General features: G+C 44.4%; 17 protein-coding genes. 3 read left to right on the forward strand and 14 right to left on the reverse strand.

Translation table 11 applies throughout. The annotated features are described in order from the left end of the window. Positions 1-19 precede the first annotated feature (19 nt). The 4 genes from KHZ77_RS07960 to KHZ77_RS07975 form a co-directional block, all read right to left on the reverse strand. Positions 20-1,699, reverse strand: a complete 1,680-nt coding sequence (locus tag KHZ77_RS07960) for an ATP-binding cassette domain-containing protein (RefSeq protein ID WP_295197621.1) — start codon at positions 1,697-1,699, stop codon at positions 20-22. 99 nt (positions 1,700-1,798) lie between these two features. After that, positions 1,799-3,346, reverse strand: coding sequence for an ABC transporter substrate-binding protein (locus KHZ77_RS07965; protein WP_295197623.1), 1,548 nt, complete (start codon positions 3,344-3,346; stop codon positions 1,799-1,801). A gap of 126 nt (positions 3,347-3,472) precedes the next feature. Continuing rightward, a complete protein-coding gene (locus tag KHZ77_RS07970; RefSeq protein WP_295197626.1) occupies positions 3,473-4,291 on the reverse strand; it encodes an ABC transporter permease in 819 nt (272 codons plus the stop codon). Beyond that, positions 4,278-5,243, reverse strand: coding sequence for an ABC transporter permease (locus tag KHZ77_RS07975; protein WP_295197629.1), 966 nt, complete (start codon positions 5,241-5,243; stop codon positions 4,278-4,280). Before KHZ77_RS07975 ends, KHZ77_RS07970 begins: the two co-directional genes overlap by 14 nt. 288 nt (positions 5,244-5,531) lie before the next feature. On the opposite strand from KHZ77_RS07975, the gene KHZ77_RS07980 reads away from it, so the two are divergent. Beyond that, on the forward strand, positions 5,532-6,239 hold the full coding sequence (locus tag KHZ77_RS07980) for a class I SAM-dependent methyltransferase (RefSeq protein ID WP_295197632.1): 708 nt from the start codon (positions 5,532-5,534) through the stop codon (positions 6,237-6,239). 94 nt (positions 6,240-6,333) lie between these two features. Here the strand turns inward: KHZ77_RS07980 and KHZ77_RS07985 are convergent, their stop codons facing one another. The 6 genes from KHZ77_RS07985 to KHZ77_RS08010 all read right to left on the reverse strand — a co-directional run bounded on the left by KHZ77_RS07985 (position 6,334) and on the right by KHZ77_RS08010 (position 11,813). Further along, the gene (locus tag KHZ77_RS07985; protein WP_295197635.1) at positions 6,334-6,804 is read right to left on the reverse strand and encodes a YbaK/EbsC family protein; all 471 of its coding nucleotides are present in this window, start codon (positions 6,802-6,804) and stop codon (positions 6,334-6,336) included. Between the two features lie 270 nt (positions 6,805-7,074). Next, entirely contained in the window at positions 7,075-8,481 is a 1,407-nt protein-coding gene (locus KHZ77_RS07990; RefSeq protein WP_295197638.1) for a pyruvate carboxylase subunit B, read from the reverse strand. A gap of 159 nt (positions 8,482-8,640) precedes the next feature. Further along, positions 8,641-8,967, reverse strand: coding sequence for a hypothetical protein (locus KHZ77_RS07995; RefSeq protein WP_295197641.1), 327 nt, complete (start codon positions 8,965-8,967; stop codon positions 8,641-8,643). Positions 8,968-9,058: 91 nt separating this feature from the next. Continuing rightward, positions 9,059-10,006: a hypothetical protein gene (locus tag KHZ77_RS08000; protein ID WP_295197643.1), complete on the reverse strand. Its 948-nt coding sequence runs from the start codon at positions 10,004-10,006 to the stop codon at positions 9,059-9,061. Positions 10,007-10,014: 8 nt separating this feature from the next. Beyond that, a complete protein-coding gene (locus KHZ77_RS08005; protein WP_295197646.1) occupies positions 10,015-10,962 on the reverse strand; it encodes a phosphodiester glycosidase family protein in 948 nt (315 codons plus the stop codon). A gap of 26 nt (positions 10,963-10,988) precedes the next feature. Continuing rightward, on the reverse strand, positions 10,989-11,813 hold the full coding sequence (locus KHZ77_RS08010; RefSeq protein ID WP_295197649.1) for a polysaccharide deacetylase family protein: 825 nt from the start codon (positions 11,811-11,813) through the stop codon (positions 10,989-10,991). 410 nt (positions 11,814-12,223) lie between these two features. Between KHZ77_RS08010 and KHZ77_RS08015 the strand changes: the two genes are divergently transcribed. Together KHZ77_RS08015 and KHZ77_RS08020 are read left to right on the forward strand one after the other, a co-directional pair. Then, positions 12,224-13,012 (forward strand): carbon-nitrogen family hydrolase, encoded by a 789-nt coding sequence (locus KHZ77_RS08015; protein WP_295197652.1) that lies wholly within the window; start codon positions 12,224-12,226, stop codon positions 13,010-13,012. A 351-nt stretch (positions 13,013-13,363) separates the two neighbouring features. Then, entirely contained in the window at positions 13,364-13,744 is a 381-nt protein-coding gene (locus KHZ77_RS08020) for a helix-turn-helix transcriptional regulator (protein WP_295197655.1), read from the forward strand. Between the two features lie 210 nt (positions 13,745-13,954). Here KHZ77_RS08020 and KHZ77_RS08025 read toward each other — a convergent pair whose 3' ends face one another. The 4 genes from KHZ77_RS08025 to KHZ77_RS08040 form a co-directional block, all read right to left on the reverse strand. Continuing rightward, positions 13,955-15,061, reverse strand: coding sequence for an NADH-dependent flavin oxidoreductase (locus KHZ77_RS08025; protein WP_295197657.1), 1,107 nt, complete (start codon positions 15,059-15,061; stop codon positions 13,955-13,957). A 170-nt stretch (positions 15,062-15,231) separates the two neighbouring features. After that, on the reverse strand, positions 15,232-15,606 hold the full coding sequence (locus KHZ77_RS08030; protein WP_295197660.1) for a MarR family transcriptional regulator: 375 nt from the start codon (positions 15,604-15,606) through the stop codon (positions 15,232-15,234). A 266-nt stretch (positions 15,607-15,872) separates the two neighbouring features. Next, positions 15,873-16,388, reverse strand: coding sequence for a GNAT family N-acetyltransferase (locus tag KHZ77_RS08035; RefSeq protein WP_295197663.1), 516 nt, complete (start codon positions 16,386-16,388; stop codon positions 15,873-15,875). A gap of 261 nt (positions 16,389-16,649) precedes the next feature. Next, a partial coding sequence (locus KHZ77_RS08040; RefSeq protein WP_295197665.1) for a YadA-like family protein occupies positions 16,650-16,989 on the reverse strand: 340 nt, incomplete at its 5' end.

Consider the following 16,989-nt stretch of genomic DNA (forward strand, 5'->3'; position numbering starts at 1 on the left):
ATTATATCACATTTACAAGTCAATGAGCCTTGCCATAATGGAATGCTTCTTTCAATTTTTCCATGGTCGCACTCTTCGGATTTTCCATAAGGGACTGTATATTGCCTTCCTCCACGATGCACCCGTCATCCATCACATAAATACGGCTGCACAATGCTTGGGCCACGCCCAAATCATGAGTAATAATAAGTCCGCTCACCGAAGCGGATTTTTTTAATTCTCTCAAATATTCCAGCACATCATTCACATTAGCCGGATCTAAGGCGGATGTAATTTCATCGCACAATAAAAGCTGCGGTTTCCCCATAAGTGCGCGAACTATGGCGGCACGCTGTCCTTCACCGCCACTCAATTCATCAATGTATTTATCTCCGTAAGAAAGAGGTAAATTCACCGCCTCCAAATTGTGATGAATTTGTTCTTTTAAAGTATCTTTATTCTTAGTAAGACCCGTTAGCGCCTCACCAAAACTCCAGTCCAACTTTTTATTCGGATTAAAAGCACTGTGAGGCTGTTGGAATATGGGCTGTACAATTTTCCCTAACTCCGGTAATGACAAACTGTGTAATTCTCGACCGGCTAGCTGAATCTGCCCTTCGTAAGAATGAATCATTTGACAGAGGGCCTTGAAAATGGAGCTTTTCCCGGCTCCGCTCGGGCCGATGATGCCCACCCATTCACCGCGATTCACATGAAGAGATACATCTTTCACCGCCTCAACGTCCGAATTTTCTCCGGCTGATGCGTTGTTCGTCTGATTATAAGTAATCGAAACATGGTTCATCACTAATAAAGGTTCTGATTCGCCCGATTTACCAGACAACTGTACGGTTTTGTCTGACTCATAAGGCAATTGTACGACGTTACCTGCATTATCTGACGACTGTCCCGATTCGCTCGTTCCATCTGAAACGCTTGTTTCACAAGTATCTTCCATCAATAAGGGACGCAATTGTCCCTCTTTTAGTTCATAAATATGACTGCTTAAATGTCCGAGTAATTCTTTCCGATGTGTCACAAACAATAAAGCGCAACCGGTTTCCGCCGTTACTTCTTTCAAGAGTTCCACCATTTGCACCTGCCGGATCAAGTCCAATGACGCTGTAGGTTCATCGGCAATGAGCAGGTCCGGCTTTGGCAGTAAGGCCACTAATAAAGCCAAACGTTGCAACATCCCACCGGATAATTCGCCCGGATATGAATTAATGCAGGACTCCGGTAAGTCCAAGCGCTGCAATAAATTTTGGATGCGTTGTAATCCCTCATTCCACGGCAAGTCGATGGCTTTGCAGATTTCTTTCAGCTGCGCCAACATTGTACGGCGCGGCACAAAGGCGGAGGACGCATCTTGCGCCATGTAGGTAATGCGCTTACCACGGATAGCGTGCCACTGCGCTTCACTCTGCGGCACCGGTTCACCGAACATCGTGCTGGAACCCCAGTCCACGGACCATTGCTCGCCCAACGCACCGATGAGTGACTTAATAAATGTTGTCTTACCAATGCCGCTTGGCCCTACAATCCCGATGGCCGCACCGCGTGGTACGGCTACACAGGCATTCTTCAATAATGGCTGTCCATCCAAGGATATGCAAAGATCCTGAATGTTCAATATGAGATTTTCATCGGCTTCAGAAAAAGCCCGCCTACCCTCTTCTGCTGTTGGTATGTCAGTTTTCTTAGCTGTTACCTGCTCCATCGGGATTCCTCCTTTCTTCTTCAGCACTTAACTCTGCAACTGCTTTTAATTTATAATGTTCAACATTCAAGATTGACCAAATCATACATTTGCTGAAAACTATTGTATATCAATATCCTTGTTCAACTCATAATAATCTGTCGGATAGGCTTTAAAGTTTGTTACGTTCGCCTTGGTCACCAAGTTCATTTTCAAGAATGCCACGTAAATGAACGCACTGTCATCCAGCACCTGTTGTGTCATTTGTTGGAATATGAGATGACGTTCCGCTTCATCTCCTGTTTTATCCAAGCTTTCATCTAAACGAACCACTTCAGGGTTCATGTATTGGCCTACGTTGTCCACGGCGCCCGGTAAAGCAACAGTTTTAAAGTAATAGGAACCTTCACCGGTTGGAGCTGTTACAAAGGCCTTGGCAAATACGTCAAAGTTGCCTTGTTTTAAATTGCTCAAATACGCGTCGGTAGCGTTAATTTCTACCTTAATACCGATGTCTTTCAGATTCTGCTGCGCCATTTCAGCCAACAAGGGTAATTCCTGACGAGAGGTGTAAGTAAGCCAGCGAACAACTAGCGGTTTGCCGTCTTTATCTACATAGCCGTCTCCGTCAGTATCTGTATAACCTGCTTCAGCCAACAACGCTTTCGCGGCGGCCGGGTCATACGTAGGAGCCTGAATCTGCATTTGCCCTAACGCCGTTGTAGACGGGAATGGGCCTGTAGCTACAATACCATTTCCTTTTAATAATACATTTACAAAGGCTTCCTTATTAATCGCCATGGCGATAGCACGGCGTACGCGTACATCCTGCATGGCAGGTTCTTTAAAGTTAAATGCCACTTGATATACACGAGATGTAGCGGCTGAACTGATACCGTAATCTGCATTATTCGTAAATAACCCTAAACTGCTGTATGGCAAGCCTTGCGCCGCCTGAATATCTCCGCGCTGTAAGGCCATCGTCAATGTATCACCGTCAGTAATGCGCTGTACTTCCACGCCTTCCAGCTTCGGTTTACCGCCCCAATAATTATCATTGCGTACCAATTTTACTGTACTGTCTGTAACTTCCTTCGCTATAAACGGACCGGTACCCACAACGATGCGGTCTTTTTCGCCGGCACTTACATCAATTACGGCGCTGTATGGATCCGCTAAATACGTTAACAATACGGATGTAGGATGTTCCGACTGAATCGTAACACTCTGACCATTCGCCGTGATTTGTTTAATTTTTAAATCTTTAGACGCACGATCGTGTTTCGCCAGCAACGCATCCAGAGATGCTTTTACCGCATCACCGTCCACCTTTTTGCCGTTGGAAAATGTCACGCCGTCTCGAATGTGGAACTTGATTGTATGAGGATCCACAACTTCAAACGTATCTGCCAACCAAGGCTCAACTTCCATCTGCTCGGAGAATTTTACCAAAGTCTCGCCTACGCCATAGCGCACCGCACTCCACCCCTGATAAGCCACTTGCGGATTGAGGCCCGCATTTTCCATGGCCGGACCATAAGCGGTCGTACCATAGTGTAGCACATGTTTATTATCTGTTGAATCGCCGAATAAGGAACAGCCGCTCAATAGCAACAACACACCCATCAAGGCGGCTAATGCCCATACTTGTCTGATTTTACGTTTCATAATTTACTCCCGGTCAACACACATCGATTAATATAAAATTAGTGATAAATTAGTAATAACGTTTCAATAAATTACTAATGTTTTATGGATTCCAGCCTGTTCGTAAAGCTAACGCTTTTATACAGTTTACCTGTTTCGCCAATGTTCTCCGGCCAGGTGAATAGCGCCCACCGTGACTACAATCGCCGCGCCCGGGCCCAACACAAGCCACGGAGCCAACTGCATCACACTGCGCCCGGCGCTGAGCATACTGCCCCATTCCGGTGTAGGCGGCATGGCGCCAAGGCCTAAGAACGAAAGGCTTGCCAGTTCCATGAGGACTACGCCCATGTCTAAGGCTGCCGTCGTTATAATCGTCTGCTGAATCGACGGACCTATATAATATCTCAAAATATGCCAAGTGCTATGGCCGTTCATTTTCGCAATGTGAATGAATGGCAAATCCTTGATTTGCCGCGTCAAACTGCGTCCCAAACGGGCATATTTCGGAATGTATAGGACGATAAAAATATATACAACTTTGTCCAGTCCACCGCCCAGCAAAGCAGTTAAGGCAATGGCCAACACCAAAGAAGGTAACGATAAAAGCAAGTTACCTACCCGTACGACTGACCAATCCCAAAGGCCCCCTTTATAGCCCGCCAAAGAGCCCCAAAAGGTTCCGCCCAGGGCGGCGGCCGTAACGATGAGAAAACTGGTGCCTATCGTAATGCGGCCACCGGTAAGGATACGAGCCATTACATCTCGGCCATACTGATCTGTGCCCGCCCAATGTGCCCAGGACGGACTTTGCAAAGCCTTATCTAAAAACTGTGCATAAGGATCTTGCCCATATAAAAAGGGGCCTGCCAGCACCAACAGCAACACAATGAACAATGGCCACACTTCAAAGGTTCGCAAATACTCGCGCCCCTTTCGAAGTGTGCGTAAGTCAGGATTTTTCATAGCCGTCACCTGCCTCTCGCCACTGCGGATTGAGCCGTTGCTGCCATATATCCACCAAACCGTTCAAAATAATATAGATCAAGGACACCCAGATTACATACCCCTGCAATACCGGATAATCGCGGCTCACAATCGCATCATACGCCAATTTCCCGATGCCGTCCCACATGAAAATGGATTCTACAATAGTAACACCGCCCAAGAGTGATCCACAAGACAGCGCCACCAATGTCAGCAGCGGCGGACAAATAGCGGGCAATACGGTGTGAAGAATAATCGTGCGCCACGAAACACCACGCGTGCGAAGAGCCATAATATAAGGTTTTTCCAACTCTTCAATCGTGAGCGTACGAACCTGTTGAATGTATTTGGCACTCATACCGATTACGAGCGTGGCGGTAGGCAGGATCAGCCCTTGCAAACTGTTTGCTCTAGCTATAACCGGCAGCCAGTGAAGCTGTAAGGCCACGATAATAATCAGCAACAAGGCCGTAAAAAAATTAGGCAATGAATTCCCTAAAATAGACCATCCACGCAATACTCTGTCTATGAGGGAATCTCGTTTCAGTGCGCTAATAACTCCTAACGGTACCGAAATAATAAGCGTAACGCCCAAGGCGCTGCCCATGAGCACCAGTGTAGCCGGCAAATGCTTCGCCAACAGTGCCGTCACTTCTTCCCCATTTACATAGGAACGGCCCATTTCGCCCTTCAAAGCGCCGCCAAGCCAGTTTACATACTGCGTCGTTACGGACTGATTCAGTTGTAGTGCCTCACGCTTGGCCGCCTGCGCCTCTACAGACAGGCTCTGTTGCTGGCTGTAAACTACGTCCACCACATCGTCCTGCGTAGTGTGCATGAGAAAAAACGTGAGCGCCGTAATAATAAATAAGAAGGCCAAGCCTTCCGCCAGACGTCGTATCGCTTTAATCCACACGGCTATCCTTTCCAATGTATAAAATAACAGGGCCCTTCCTCTTCGCCCCTGTTCACGTACTGTGTAATTACCGTTAAAAATATATCTTACCATGAATCAACGATTCTCAAAATACTTCTTCTTTTAGTGTAGCCATTCTCATTCAACTTGAAAAGCCACCCCAGGGGATAAAATTATACTAATTTAGGGATATTTTCAAAAATAACCCCCTCCCCCGCTTACTAAATTCTGATGAGTTTCATATAATTTTATATATATCAAATCACAGAACGATTTTAATTCACTAAACCACTTGGAGGTATTATGAGTCTGTCACAACAAATCGAAGCCTACTGGGATAAACGTAGTGCTGATTTTAATACATTGCGCATGCAGGAAATGCAGAGTCCGAACGGTCACGCATGGAGCAAGTTAATCGTAAGTCAACTTCCGCAAGGGAAACCGCTACGCGTCCTTGATGTAGGTACGGGCACCGGCTTCTTCTCCTTCCTCTTAGCGCATGAAGGGCACCATGCAATCGGCATCGACATGTCTATGCAAATGGTAAACCATGCACGCGAAAACAGCCGCGCCTTTAACAGCACGGCTCAATTTGAAAAAATGGATGCCACCCGTTTGGATTTCCCTGACAGCAGTTTCGACATGCTCATCAGCCGCAATGTAACCTGGACATTGCCGGATACGGAAGCGGCTTACAGCGAATGGCTCCGCGTACTCGCGCCGGGCGGCTTACTTCTCAACTTTGACTCCGACTACGGCAAAACTACATTTACCAATACAAAAGGCCATGTACATGAGCACATGGCCAGCGCAACCCTCGATGAATGTACGCAGATAAAAAATCAGCTTCCTGTAAGCCGTGAAATTCGCCCTCAATGGGATGCGTCTATTTTGCAATCGCTCAAGGTGAGCCGATTGGACATAGAACCGAATATTCGACCGTTGGTACAGCTGGATGAAAACCTGCAATACGAGGATGTTCCTATATTTATGATTAAAGCAGTAAAATAAGCAGTGCAGCCTAATCGGCAAACTCCGCACCACTCACATTAGAGTGCTATAATTCTACGCAATTCATGTCTGATGCGTTGCAAAGTCTGCTTTCTTATTCCCAATGACTGCAAACGTCCACCCATTTCAATGATTTGGAGTGAACGGCCAATTCATCCGGCGTCAATTTAATGGCACTATGTGCCGTGCCGGCTGCAGGATATACGATGTCGAAGCGGCGCAATGACACGTCCAGGTAGACCTTTACATTCGGCTTAATGCAGAATGGACAAACCCCGCCGGGAGCATGACCTACATAGCCTTCCACTTCATCGGCGTGAATCATTTTCGCCTTATGGTTAAATTCCGCTCTGAACTTGTGATTGTCCACTTTCGCATCACCGGCGGCTACGACCAGAATCGGTTCTCCGTCGATAAGAAAGGATAAGGTCTTGGCAATCTGTTTAGGCTCCGTTCCAACGGCCTTAGCCGCTTCTTCCACCGTAGCACTGGACTGACTCAAGTCTTTTACCCGGTCACCTAACCCCTGTGACTCGAAATAGGATTTAATCTCTTCAAACAACATACATATTCCTTCTTTCTCTTCAACTCTATAGTACCTATTATATAAGTTATATCTCTATATGTAAAATTGATGCTTATGAGCCATACGTTATGAGAAATTAAGGTTGAGTAATAAAGATTGAGTAATTAAGATACAGTTAAATCAAAAGAAAAAGCATGCGTGCCACTTACGGTTACTACCGTTGAGTCAGCACGCATGCTTTTTTATCTTAATCGATAATTAACTTAATCATTAATTATCCAAATCGTTAATTATCTTACTTGCTAAGAATTAGTCTCTTGGAATTGTCAATTGACGACGAACGACTTCCTGAGAGTGTTTGTTGAAGAATTGTAAAGCCACTTCAGGGAACATAGCGTATGTAAGTACGTCTTCATCAGCAAAGCCCTGGAATCCCTGTGCTTCGAGTTCTGCACGGAATTTAGCCAGTTCAGGAGCTACCAAGTCAGCCGGACGGCAAGTGATTGGCTCTTCATCGCCAATTAGCTTCTTCTGCACTTCCGGATTGATTGGAGCCGGTAAACGACCGTATTTGCCGCGAACCAAGTCCTTAACTTCGTTTGGCGCCATCTGGTAACGTTCGAGACCGTTCACCATGAAGTTAACGTTCATCATAGCCATAGTACCAACGATTTGGCTGGTCGGTGTTACCAATGGAGGGTATCCTAAATCGGCACGAACGCGAGGCATTTCATCCATAACGTCGAAGAATTTATCTTCCATACCCATTTCTTTTAATTGATTCATTGTATTGGACATCATGCCGCCGGGAATCTGGTAGTGACGAACTTCAGGCAATACTTCATGGGCCGGTGTTAAGCCGAATTCCTGAGCGATTTCATTGCGAACGCCGCGGAAGTAAGAAGCCAATTCACGAAGTGTATTGAGATCCAAGCCAGGATCGTATTCAGTACCGCGAAGCATCTCCACCAAGCTTTCAGTAGCCGGCTGGGATGTAGCATGACCGAATGGGCTAAGTGCCGTATCTACAATATCTACACCTGCTTCGATAGCTTTTAAGTACGTAGCGCTGGCAAGACCGCATGTGAAATGACTGTGCAAGTCGATAACCATGTCTTCGCCCAAGCGTTTCTTAATATCCTGGATTAAGGACACCGCATCATATGGAGCCAACAAACCGGACATATCTTTAATACATAAGGAATTAATGCCCATGTCTTTCAACTGTTCCGCCACATTTACGAACATTTCGTTTGTGTGAACAGGGCTCAATGTGTAAACGATAGTGCCTTGTACATGAACGCCACATTTGTTACCGGCTTTGATAGCCTGTTCCATATTGCGTGGATCGTTAAGGGCATCAAAAATACGAATTCGATCAATACCATTTTCTTTTGCTTTTGTTACAAACGCATCCACTACGTCATCAGCATAGTGTTTGTAACCCAACAAGTTCTGGCCGCGCAACAACATCTGAAGCGGCGTGTTTTTCAAATGGCTTTTCAAGGTACGTAAACGGTTCCATGGATCTTCATCCAAGAAGCGCAGGCAGCTGTCAAAAGTAGCTCCACCCCAGCATTCCAAAGCTTCATATCCGAGGGAATCCAACTTCTCCAACGCAGGTACCATCTGGCTTGTACGCATGCGCGTTGCTAATATAGATTGATGACCGTCGCGAAGAACCGTCTCCATAATCCGTATTTTTTTTGATTTCATATTCGAACTCCTTTCAAACAAAACGAACTCTATCCAAAGCTCGGTGCTTTACTCTCTATTGTTTTGCTTTACTCTCTATTTTATATATAAAATGAAATATCCCCTAAGGCTAAGGACAGTCCTTAGGGGCTTTCAAACGCCAGCACCCTAGGGTGTCAATTATTTAACCTGCTTTGGTGCCGTTTCGAGGACAATGCGACGTCCGTCCTTTTTTACTTGAACGGAGAAATCGCCGTACCCGTCTTTGAAATATTCCATCTTAATATCCAGTAATAATTTACCGATTTGTGTTTCAATTTTTTCTGTTAAAAATTCGCGATAAAACGCTTCCTGACTGTTGGGATTGCCGTTCTTGCTCTTATGTAATACGGGACGTTTGCTCTCTGCTTCGCCCTTTAACATGGCGGTTTCAAACGTTTCTTCCTCCACAACATTCTTAAACATATCTGCATCGCTAAGGCCTTTTTGAATTTTAAACTTGGCCATAGAATCACCTCATTTATTATATACCACTATACAGACTAACACTCTTACCAAGTAAAGTCAAATTGTGGCGCTGTCATGCTTTTCAATGGTTTTATCGAGTCTTGCTGCTCGAATTGGAACTGTTTGATTTAGAATCGCTGGACTTGGAATCACTCGATGAAGCGTTGGCATAGTCGCCTTTTTCAATAGACGCAATCGTAATAGTTTTCAAATCCTGTGGCTTATCAAAGGTTGCAATCGTATCGAAGCCTACGCCCAAGCGACCTTTGCTGATCCCCAACACTTCGTCGTCTTCGTTTACCTTGGCGATATAAATATTCTTGTCTTTATCGACACCGATTAAACGATAACGTCCCGGCGGATTGATAACGCGCCAGCCGCCTTCCGTGCCGTCAAACATGAACACATCGCCGGTACGCACATTATCATAGAAGAAATTATCTTCATCATAGAATACGGCAATACGGCCGATATTGGACGCCTGCATATATACGCGGCGTGTATCATAGTTCGCATCCGTACGATAAATGCGGTACGCGTTTTCAGCCACTTTAATTTTCATATACACTACGTTCGTAGCTGTAGAGAATGCGGCGTCAACAATCTTGCTGTCTGCCGGCAAATCTTTCATGGTCGTATCCACTTCATGTTCAGGAGATTCCGGATCGAAACGGGCCAATACTACATTGTCTTCTTCGCCGCCATAGAGGCCCATAATAGCCAAATCACGGTCAGGCAGCCATTCGAAATAACTTACATGGCGTCCTTTTAAATCAATATTAACAGGCTCTTTTTTGCCTGATGTATATACTTTAACGCTGTCTTGTGTCACAACGGCCATATATTTGTGGCCCTGTGAGTAATATTTATTCCCCTCGCCTACTTCCGGGAAGTTGCCGTCTGTATCTTGAGCGTCGCCGGAGCTTACCGCAAAATCGGCCGTAGGGGCAAAATAGACTTGTTCCAAATAATAGTAAACGCCGCCCTGTAGCAGTAAGCCTACTACAAACGCGCTCATTACTTTACCAAATGACGTCATGGGTCCTCCTATTTAACAATAAAGGCCGTTGGAATCATCCGTTCGCCCAATAAATCGGCAGGTTTATTAACTACTTTGCCATTATAATACAAGGTTGTACTGGAGCCGCCGTCCAAGTTAGCTGCAATATACGCGCCTTCCGCATAGAGAACGTCCTGCACGTCACGGAGCGTAGCCCCTGTGGAATAGCCCGGTTGGCGACCGTCAATAACGAGGAATAATACGGTACCGTCCTTCTTCTGTCCGATAGCCGTACGAGGACCGATGCCCCAACCGCCGTCGCCGTCGGTGATCATCTTCTGACCGTCAATGATGAGCGGTGGTCCGAACGTAATCCCTTCCATAGCCTTCATATCGGCCAATTCCGTTTTATTATAGTTACCTGCAATGAGGTTGCCGTCTTTAGTAAAGCCTACAAAGTCAACGGATTCGTCAGGTCCTACATCTTTACCGATAATGTAGTCCCCATCCTGTAAAATGAAACCATAAGGCAAGCGGCCTGTACCGGTGCCGTTCGGATCGTGGAAGCCGCCGGCATTAATAGCCGCTACCGCATCATTATCCTTGGCAATGTTACTTACAGTTTCCCCTTTTTCTTGAATATTCTGTGCCGTCGCCACCTTTACACGGCGAGGGTCCGGAATTTCCAAGATGTACCCAACGTAACGGGTAGACTCGATTTTACGTAATTTCAAAGTCGTATCTTCACGAGCTTTAAACTTAAATAAGTCCTGACTGCGCACAGTCCCTACGGTCCCGAGAATCATATTAATCTCGTCCTGATTAAATAACCAGGTAATGTATTGCGGATGGCGGGAACGCATAATGGCCCCTACCACAGTACGTTTCAAATTATCAAACGGCCCGAATAAAACTACAATCGGAGACGTAATGGCGGTAAAAAGAAAGATAAGGATTATAAATTTTACCCACCCTTTGCTAAAGAATCGTTTCATACATAGCTCCTATCGTTTGCTGAAGATTATAAGTCGGTATATTTTTCAGTCGTAATACGTTCTTCAAAATGTTTCAAGTCTACGGCATTGCCGATCCAGATGCGGTGTAAAGCATATGGATTGTCGCCTACGTGAACCCAGCCCGGATTCATCGTTACGGCCAGTTTAATACCGTTTTCAGACATCAACTTCTGCGTGTAGTCTGTTTCGCGACCATATGGATAACAGAACCATTCATTTGTAATATTTAACTTATCCTTCAAAGTGGCCTGCGCCTTCGATACATTGGCAGCCTGTTCGCTGTCGGATAATTCGTTCATGCGTACATGATCATAACCATGACTGGCAATGGTAATACCGTTTTCGCTCATTTCCTTTACCTGCGCCCAAGTCAAACGTGTTCCCATATCGCCCGGATTAATGTAAACCGTAGCGGCGAAACCGTATTCCTTAAGTACCGGATAGGCAATGGTATAGGTGTCTTCATAGCCGTCATCAAAGGTGAGCACGACCGGTTTTACCGGCACAGCCTTGCCTTCGCGAACATAGTCATTCAGCTGATCCATGGTGAGCGGATGAAATCCGTTGTCGTGTAAAAACTTCATCTGCGCACGGAATAAGTCTTCCCTGATTACCGCGTCATTATCCGCATCAGGGCCAATTTTATGATACATCAGAACAGGAATCCCTTCCGGCACCGCTGTCGGTACATCGGCCTTTGCCGTTACCTTTGGAGCCGCTGTACTGCCTGAGTTTGTAGCAGTGGCCGATTTATCGTTTTCTGTTCCACACGCCGTCAGCACGAGCGCCAAACCGCAAAGCATGCAAAGGGCGAGTATTAATCGCTTCATGTTATCCTCCTAGTGTTATCTGTTTTACTTTTGTAAACACGAATTCATCCTATATTATACCACACTGCTTTATTTCCTTGCACCCTTAATGCGCCTATCCTTTTGTTAATCTATTTTAATCTAACGTATATCAAATTACTCCCGCTATATAGGCTAATCGCCCATTTTAAATTTTCCTGTTATTTCAAAATTTACTGAATTTATTAGAAATAAATTGTCTTTTTTCTATTCATCTACTCGCACAGTTAAGGCGTTTATCAACTTGTCATCTCCAAATGATTAAAGTAATTGTAAAATTTTTCACGTCCATTGACTTTTAAAAATGCCAATCAGTATACTAAAAGTAAGAAGTTTTCAAATTCTACAGTACGAGTAACACCATTCGGCAGAAGCATCGGAAAGGAGCTCTCATGAAACAAATTGCCATCATTCAAATTAATACTCAAGTAGGACAGATAGAAGACAATTACGCGGCTATGGAAGAAGCTATTTATACCGCATCGGAGCGCTCTCCTCACATTATCGTGTTACCGGAAACCTGGAATACAGGTTTTCAGCCTACGGACGAATTGCCCGCCCTTTGCGATGAAGACGGCCTGCGTACGAAAGACATGTTAAGCAACCTTGCTAAAAAGCTGCAGGTTCATATTGTAGGCGGCTCTGTAAGTACCTTGAAAGACGGCAAGGTATATAATACGACGTATATTGCGGACAATACAGGTGCCATCATCTCCGAATACGACAAAGTACACGGATTTTCACCGGCCAAAGAGGATGTATATTACACGGGCGGCACGAAGATTCACAAATTCCAATTGGACGACATGATATGTTCTTCCATTACATGTTATGACCTGCGTTTTCCGGAATTCGTGCGCACCGTGGCTCTTCAGGGAATTGATGTATTATTCGTTCCCGCCCAATGGCCACTGTCACGCATTACTCATTGGAAGATTTTAAACCAGGCACGGGCCATCGAAAATCAGATGTATGTATGCGCCGTGAACGGTTGCGGTCAAATCGGCCGTGCGAAAATGGGCGGTCACTCTATGGTTATAGACCCGTTAGGCCATATCCAGCTGGAACTGGGCGACACGCCGGGTATTTCATACACCTTTATTGACCCGAATATTATTGGAGAGATTCGTCAGCGCATCAATGTATTTAACGATCGGAAACCGGAACTATATTCTGTGTAAACAATTGCTTTTTACCTTAGCGTTTGAACCCCTGATGTTAATGAAATTACTAATGCTATGATTTACATATAGGATGCTAAACCGACTCATTTACCCACAGGTAAACCTGCTAAGGCATATAAAACTGAACGATGTTTCATTTATATGAACTTTTGGATATTCTGAGTCTTATTGCGTAGACATCTTGATTCTTTTCGCGTATTATTTAGTGCAATGGAGCACGTATTATTTAATACAGTAGATTGCGTATTATTTAGTGCATTAGATTATGTATTATCTAATGCAGTAAAGTCTATGGAACTTTACTATGCGTTGGTATTCTTGTTTTTAAATACATATGGGAGGTCACTCATGAGTATTATGGAACAAGAAAAAAGAGAGAATCTGAAACACTCCACACTGGCACTGGCATCGATACTTACTCCGCTGGTGCCGCCGTCTCCAAAGCATACATATATTGACGGTCCTAATTTATATCGCTGCTTAGGTCTTAAAATTGCTAAGATTCGGCGTCAGCAGGGATTACTGCAGCGCGAATTGGCCCGATACTCCGGTATCAGCGCCAGCTACCTGTCACGCATTGAACGGGGCTATCAGATTCAAGGCCTGACCGTAGAGATTTTAGTGCAGCTCTGCAACGCCTTGCGGACGGAGTTAAAGCAAATTTTCACCTTTTCCGAAGACGACATATTACAGGCCCATTATCAGAATGAGGCAAGAAAATTACATTAGTAATTCACCCCCCCAAAATTTCATCAGTAGATCACTAGAAAAATTATAGCCAAAAGCTACAACTGAAAACGGTGAATGAAAGCTCTAACTAAAAGCTATAAACAATAAAAAGAGCCACAAGCGACTGACACGTATCGCTTGTGGCTTTTTGCAATATAATCAACTCAAATATTCTCTTCGGGAGGCTCTTTTCTCTTTAACGGGCCTGTTTTATTTAATCAAACGATCCGGCGCTTTCATTTCTATAAATGCGTAAGTACCGTTTGCAATCATTAACAAATCTTTGTCTTGTAAATTAAGGTTCATGCGAATTTCGTCATCGCGATTTGCCAAAATCTTGGCACTCCAATTTGGATCGATTAAGGAAGAAATCCCCATAGCGGCAATTTCAGAGTGTTCCAAGGCTGCTTCCAAATCAGCTCTGGTTCTGATATCGCCTACGGAGATCAACGGCATGCGGCCGTCGATTACATCATGCACATACTCGAGCATGGATTTTTCCTGATAGTCAGGTGCATCACTTACGCGCTCGAAACGAGTCAGGGAAATATGGAGGTAATCCAATTTCTTATCAGCTAATTTGTCAACAAGCCATAAGGATTCTTTCAAATTATAACCCGGATTCGTCACTTCACGTGGAGAGAAACGATAGCCTACGATAAAGTCTTTAGCGCCCATTTCATCAACCACTCCGATAACCGCATCAACTACGCGTTCAATAAAAGTATATCGTTTTTCCAAGGAGCCGCCCCATTTATCGGTACGACGGTTAGAATGCGGGGAGAAGAACTGATGCAATAAGTACTGGTTGGCACCGTGCAATTCTACACCGTCAAAACCGGCTTTAATAGCACGTACCGTAGCCAATTTAAAGTTCTCAATAATTTCTTCAATTTCATCATTCGTGAGTTCACGAGGCACTTCGGCGCCTTCTCTTTCAGAAGCCACTGCACTTGGTGCAACAGGCTGTTCCCCTTCAATGGTCTTGCTGTCTGTCATACGGCCTGCGTGAAAAATCTGAAGTACTGCTTTAGTTCCGTCGCGCTTAATAGCCGATGCCAAACGGCTGAGACCGGGGATAAATTTATCATCATAAACACCAAGTTCGCCGGTCCAACCCATCCCGTTTTTCTTGATGTTTGCAACGCCTGTAATAAACAGACCCACATCACCGGTACGCATGCTGTAGTATGCTACTTCATCGCCGGTAACTACACCGTCGTAGTAGCTCATGCGAGTAGTCATTGGTGGAATTGCCAATCTATTCTTAACGGTTACGCCTCTTCTAAATGTAATTGTATCTGTTAACTGTTTCATTTTTCGACTCCTCTATAATGAATCAAGACCTGTATCAGGTAAAATCTTTGGTTATACCCTTATAAATGCATGCACATACATTTATAAAGGCATAACTATATGTAAACGATATAGAAAGACGCCACGTCTCGCATCTTTCTACATCGGAATTCCGAACTCACAGCAAATTTTTATTTAATGCTGTAAAACGAATGTAATACTTCTTCCACAATCGGTGTTGCACTGTCCAGTTTTTCAAGGCCATGTGCAGTAATTCCTATATAAACGCCGCGCTTATCGCAATCGCAGGAGCGTCGCTCAATACAACCGCAATTTTCTCCTTCCATCCGGAGAATCATACGCGACATGGCGCTCTGACTTAAACCGACTAAATCCTGAAGTGTATTCAGTCGTAATTTATGTTCTTCCGCCTTCGCTAAAAATTGGAGTACATAGTACGCATTCAAGCTTAAGTTAATTCGCGACTCTAACGCTGCTTCCAGCGCATCGGAAATCTCTTTTACTCGCTTGTAGTCCGTAAACCACCGTGTAAAAAGGTCAGTCATATGCGTTACCTCCTCTAGTAATAAGTACATGATCATGTCAGTAAAGCACTCAACGCTGTGCTTTTAGTGTTCAAATCTCGATAACTGTGTATCGTTCAAATGACTCAATCACTAAATGCATGCTCATGCATGTATTATATTACAACAACTTCTTTAAAATTGCAAGCCCCTTTTTAGAAAATTTTCGATTTAGTTTATAAAGATAAGAAGAAAGACCTCAACAGTAGACAACGTACTGTTGAGGCCTTTAATATTGCAACGTTATATTATTCTTTATCTTCTCTTACGATTAAATAGTAGTTGTCGATTGCCTGGTATTCACCGTTCTTTACCCCTACCATCGGAATCTGACCGGCATACGTAAAGCCGAATTTTTCATGGAGCTTAACGCTCGCTTCGTTACCTGCAGTAATAACAGATACAACTAAGTGAATGGATGGCTCTTTCTTAGCATACTCCAGAATATCCCCCATCAAGGCTGTGGCTACACCGTGCTTTCTGAAGTTAGGGCTTACATAGATAGATAATTCTACGGAGCTGATGTAAGCTTCTTTATCACGGTATCCGGACAACGTAGCATATCCTGCAACCTGATCGTCAATGGTCGCCACTAAAAGCGGACGGTTATAGGTACTGTGTGCGTTAAACCACTGATTCCATTCGTCTAAAGTGCGTGGCTGAATATCTAAGGTGGCTACACCATGCACTACTTCATAGTTATAAATATCAAGACAGGCGGCTACATCTTCAGCAGTCCCTTTTCTAACAACAACATCGCTCATTTCTTTTCCCTCTTTCAACAAAATACATTTGTCTCTACTCAATACTATTAAAGATACCTTATTATAGCACACAAATCAAAGCCGTCAAATAGAGTACAGCCTCCTGTGTCATATACAAAAAAAGAAACGATGCAGGGACATTGCCCTGCACCGTTTCCAGTTAGAATTAAGTGTCGTTGTGCGAATTTAAGTCTTTGAGTTGAATTCGTTGTTAGCTCAACTGTAATAGGAGTGTATTGAGCATTCCATTGAATTAAAATTCTATTGCGCACTTAACTGACGCATAATCTGTTGTACCTGTTCGCGCAATTCGTTATTTTCCTGAGCCTGTTTTGCTACTTGATCTTTTAAGGATTCAATCGTTGAGCTTTGCTCTTCTAATTGCTTCGACTGTTTAGACACCACATCTGCTAAGGCCGATTTAGAATAATTAGCGTATTCGTTGCTGCTGCCGAATTTAACACTTACGCCGGCGTTAAACATGTTTTCACCGCCACCCATACTGGTACCTACGGAGAATAACAGGTCATTGGATGGACGATAGAATGCACCGATTGCTACGGCATTAGCGGACTTGTAATTACCATAACCGGCTGCAAAA

The sequence above is a fragment of the Veillonella sp. genome (assembly GCF_018364065.1).
Classification (GTDB): domain Bacteria; phylum Bacillota; class Negativicutes; order Veillonellales; family Veillonellaceae; genus Veillonella_A.

What these genes read in the sequence shown, in the direction of transcription:
- KHZ77_RS07960 (WP_295197621.1), bottom strand. Translation starts at nt 1,699, where the DNA reads ATGGAGCAGGTAACAGCTAAGAAAACTGACATACCAACAGCAGAAGAG.
- KHZ77_RS07965 (WP_295197623.1), bottom strand. Translation starts at nt 3,346, where the DNA reads ATGAAACGTAAAATCAGACAAGTATGGGCATTAGCCGCCTTGATGGGT.
- KHZ77_RS07970 (WP_295197626.1), bottom strand. Translation starts at nt 4,291, where the DNA reads ATGAAAAATCCTGACTTACGCACACTTCGAAAGGGGCGCGAGTATTTG.
- KHZ77_RS07980 (WP_295197632.1), top strand. Translation starts at nt 5,532, where the DNA reads ATGAGTCTGTCACAACAAATCGAAGCCTACTGGGATAAACGTAGTGCT.
- KHZ77_RS07985 (WP_295197635.1), bottom strand. Translation starts at nt 6,804, where the DNA reads ATGTTGTTTGAAGAGATTAAATCCTATTTCGAGTCACAGGGGTTAGGT.
- KHZ77_RS07990 (WP_295197638.1), bottom strand. Translation starts at nt 8,481, where the DNA reads ATGAAATCAAAAAAAATACGGATTATGGAGACGGTTCTTCGCGACGGT.
- KHZ77_RS07995 (WP_295197641.1), bottom strand. Translation starts at nt 8,967, where the DNA reads ATGGCCAAGTTTAAAATTCAAAAAGGCCTTAGCGATGCAGATATGTTT.
- KHZ77_RS08000 (WP_295197643.1), bottom strand. Translation starts at nt 10,006, where the DNA reads ATGACGTCATTTGGTAAAGTAATGAGCGCGTTTGTAGTAGGCTTACTG.
- KHZ77_RS08005 (WP_295197646.1), bottom strand. Translation starts at nt 10,962, where the DNA reads ATGAAACGATTCTTTAGCAAAGGGTGGGTAAAATTTATAATCCTTATC.
- KHZ77_RS08010 (WP_295197649.1), bottom strand. Translation starts at nt 11,813, where the DNA reads ATGAAGCGATTAATACTCGCCCTTTGCATGCTTTGCGGTTTGGCGCTC.
- KHZ77_RS08015 (WP_295197652.1), top strand. Translation starts at nt 12,224, where the DNA reads ATGAAACAAATTGCCATCATTCAAATTAATACTCAAGTAGGACAGATA.
- KHZ77_RS08020 (WP_295197655.1), top strand. Translation starts at nt 13,364, where the DNA reads ATGAGTATTATGGAACAAGAAAAAAGAGAGAATCTGAAACACTCCACA.
- KHZ77_RS08025 (WP_295197657.1), bottom strand. Translation starts at nt 15,061, where the DNA reads ATGAAACAGTTAACAGATACAATTACATTTAGAAGAGGCGTAACCGTT.
- KHZ77_RS08030 (WP_295197660.1), bottom strand. Translation starts at nt 15,606, where the DNA reads ATGACTGACCTTTTTACACGGTGGTTTACGGACTACAAGCGAGTAAAA.
- KHZ77_RS08035 (WP_295197663.1), bottom strand. Translation starts at nt 16,388, where the DNA reads ATGAGCGATGTTGTTGTTAGAAAAGGGACTGCTGAAGATGTAGCCGCC.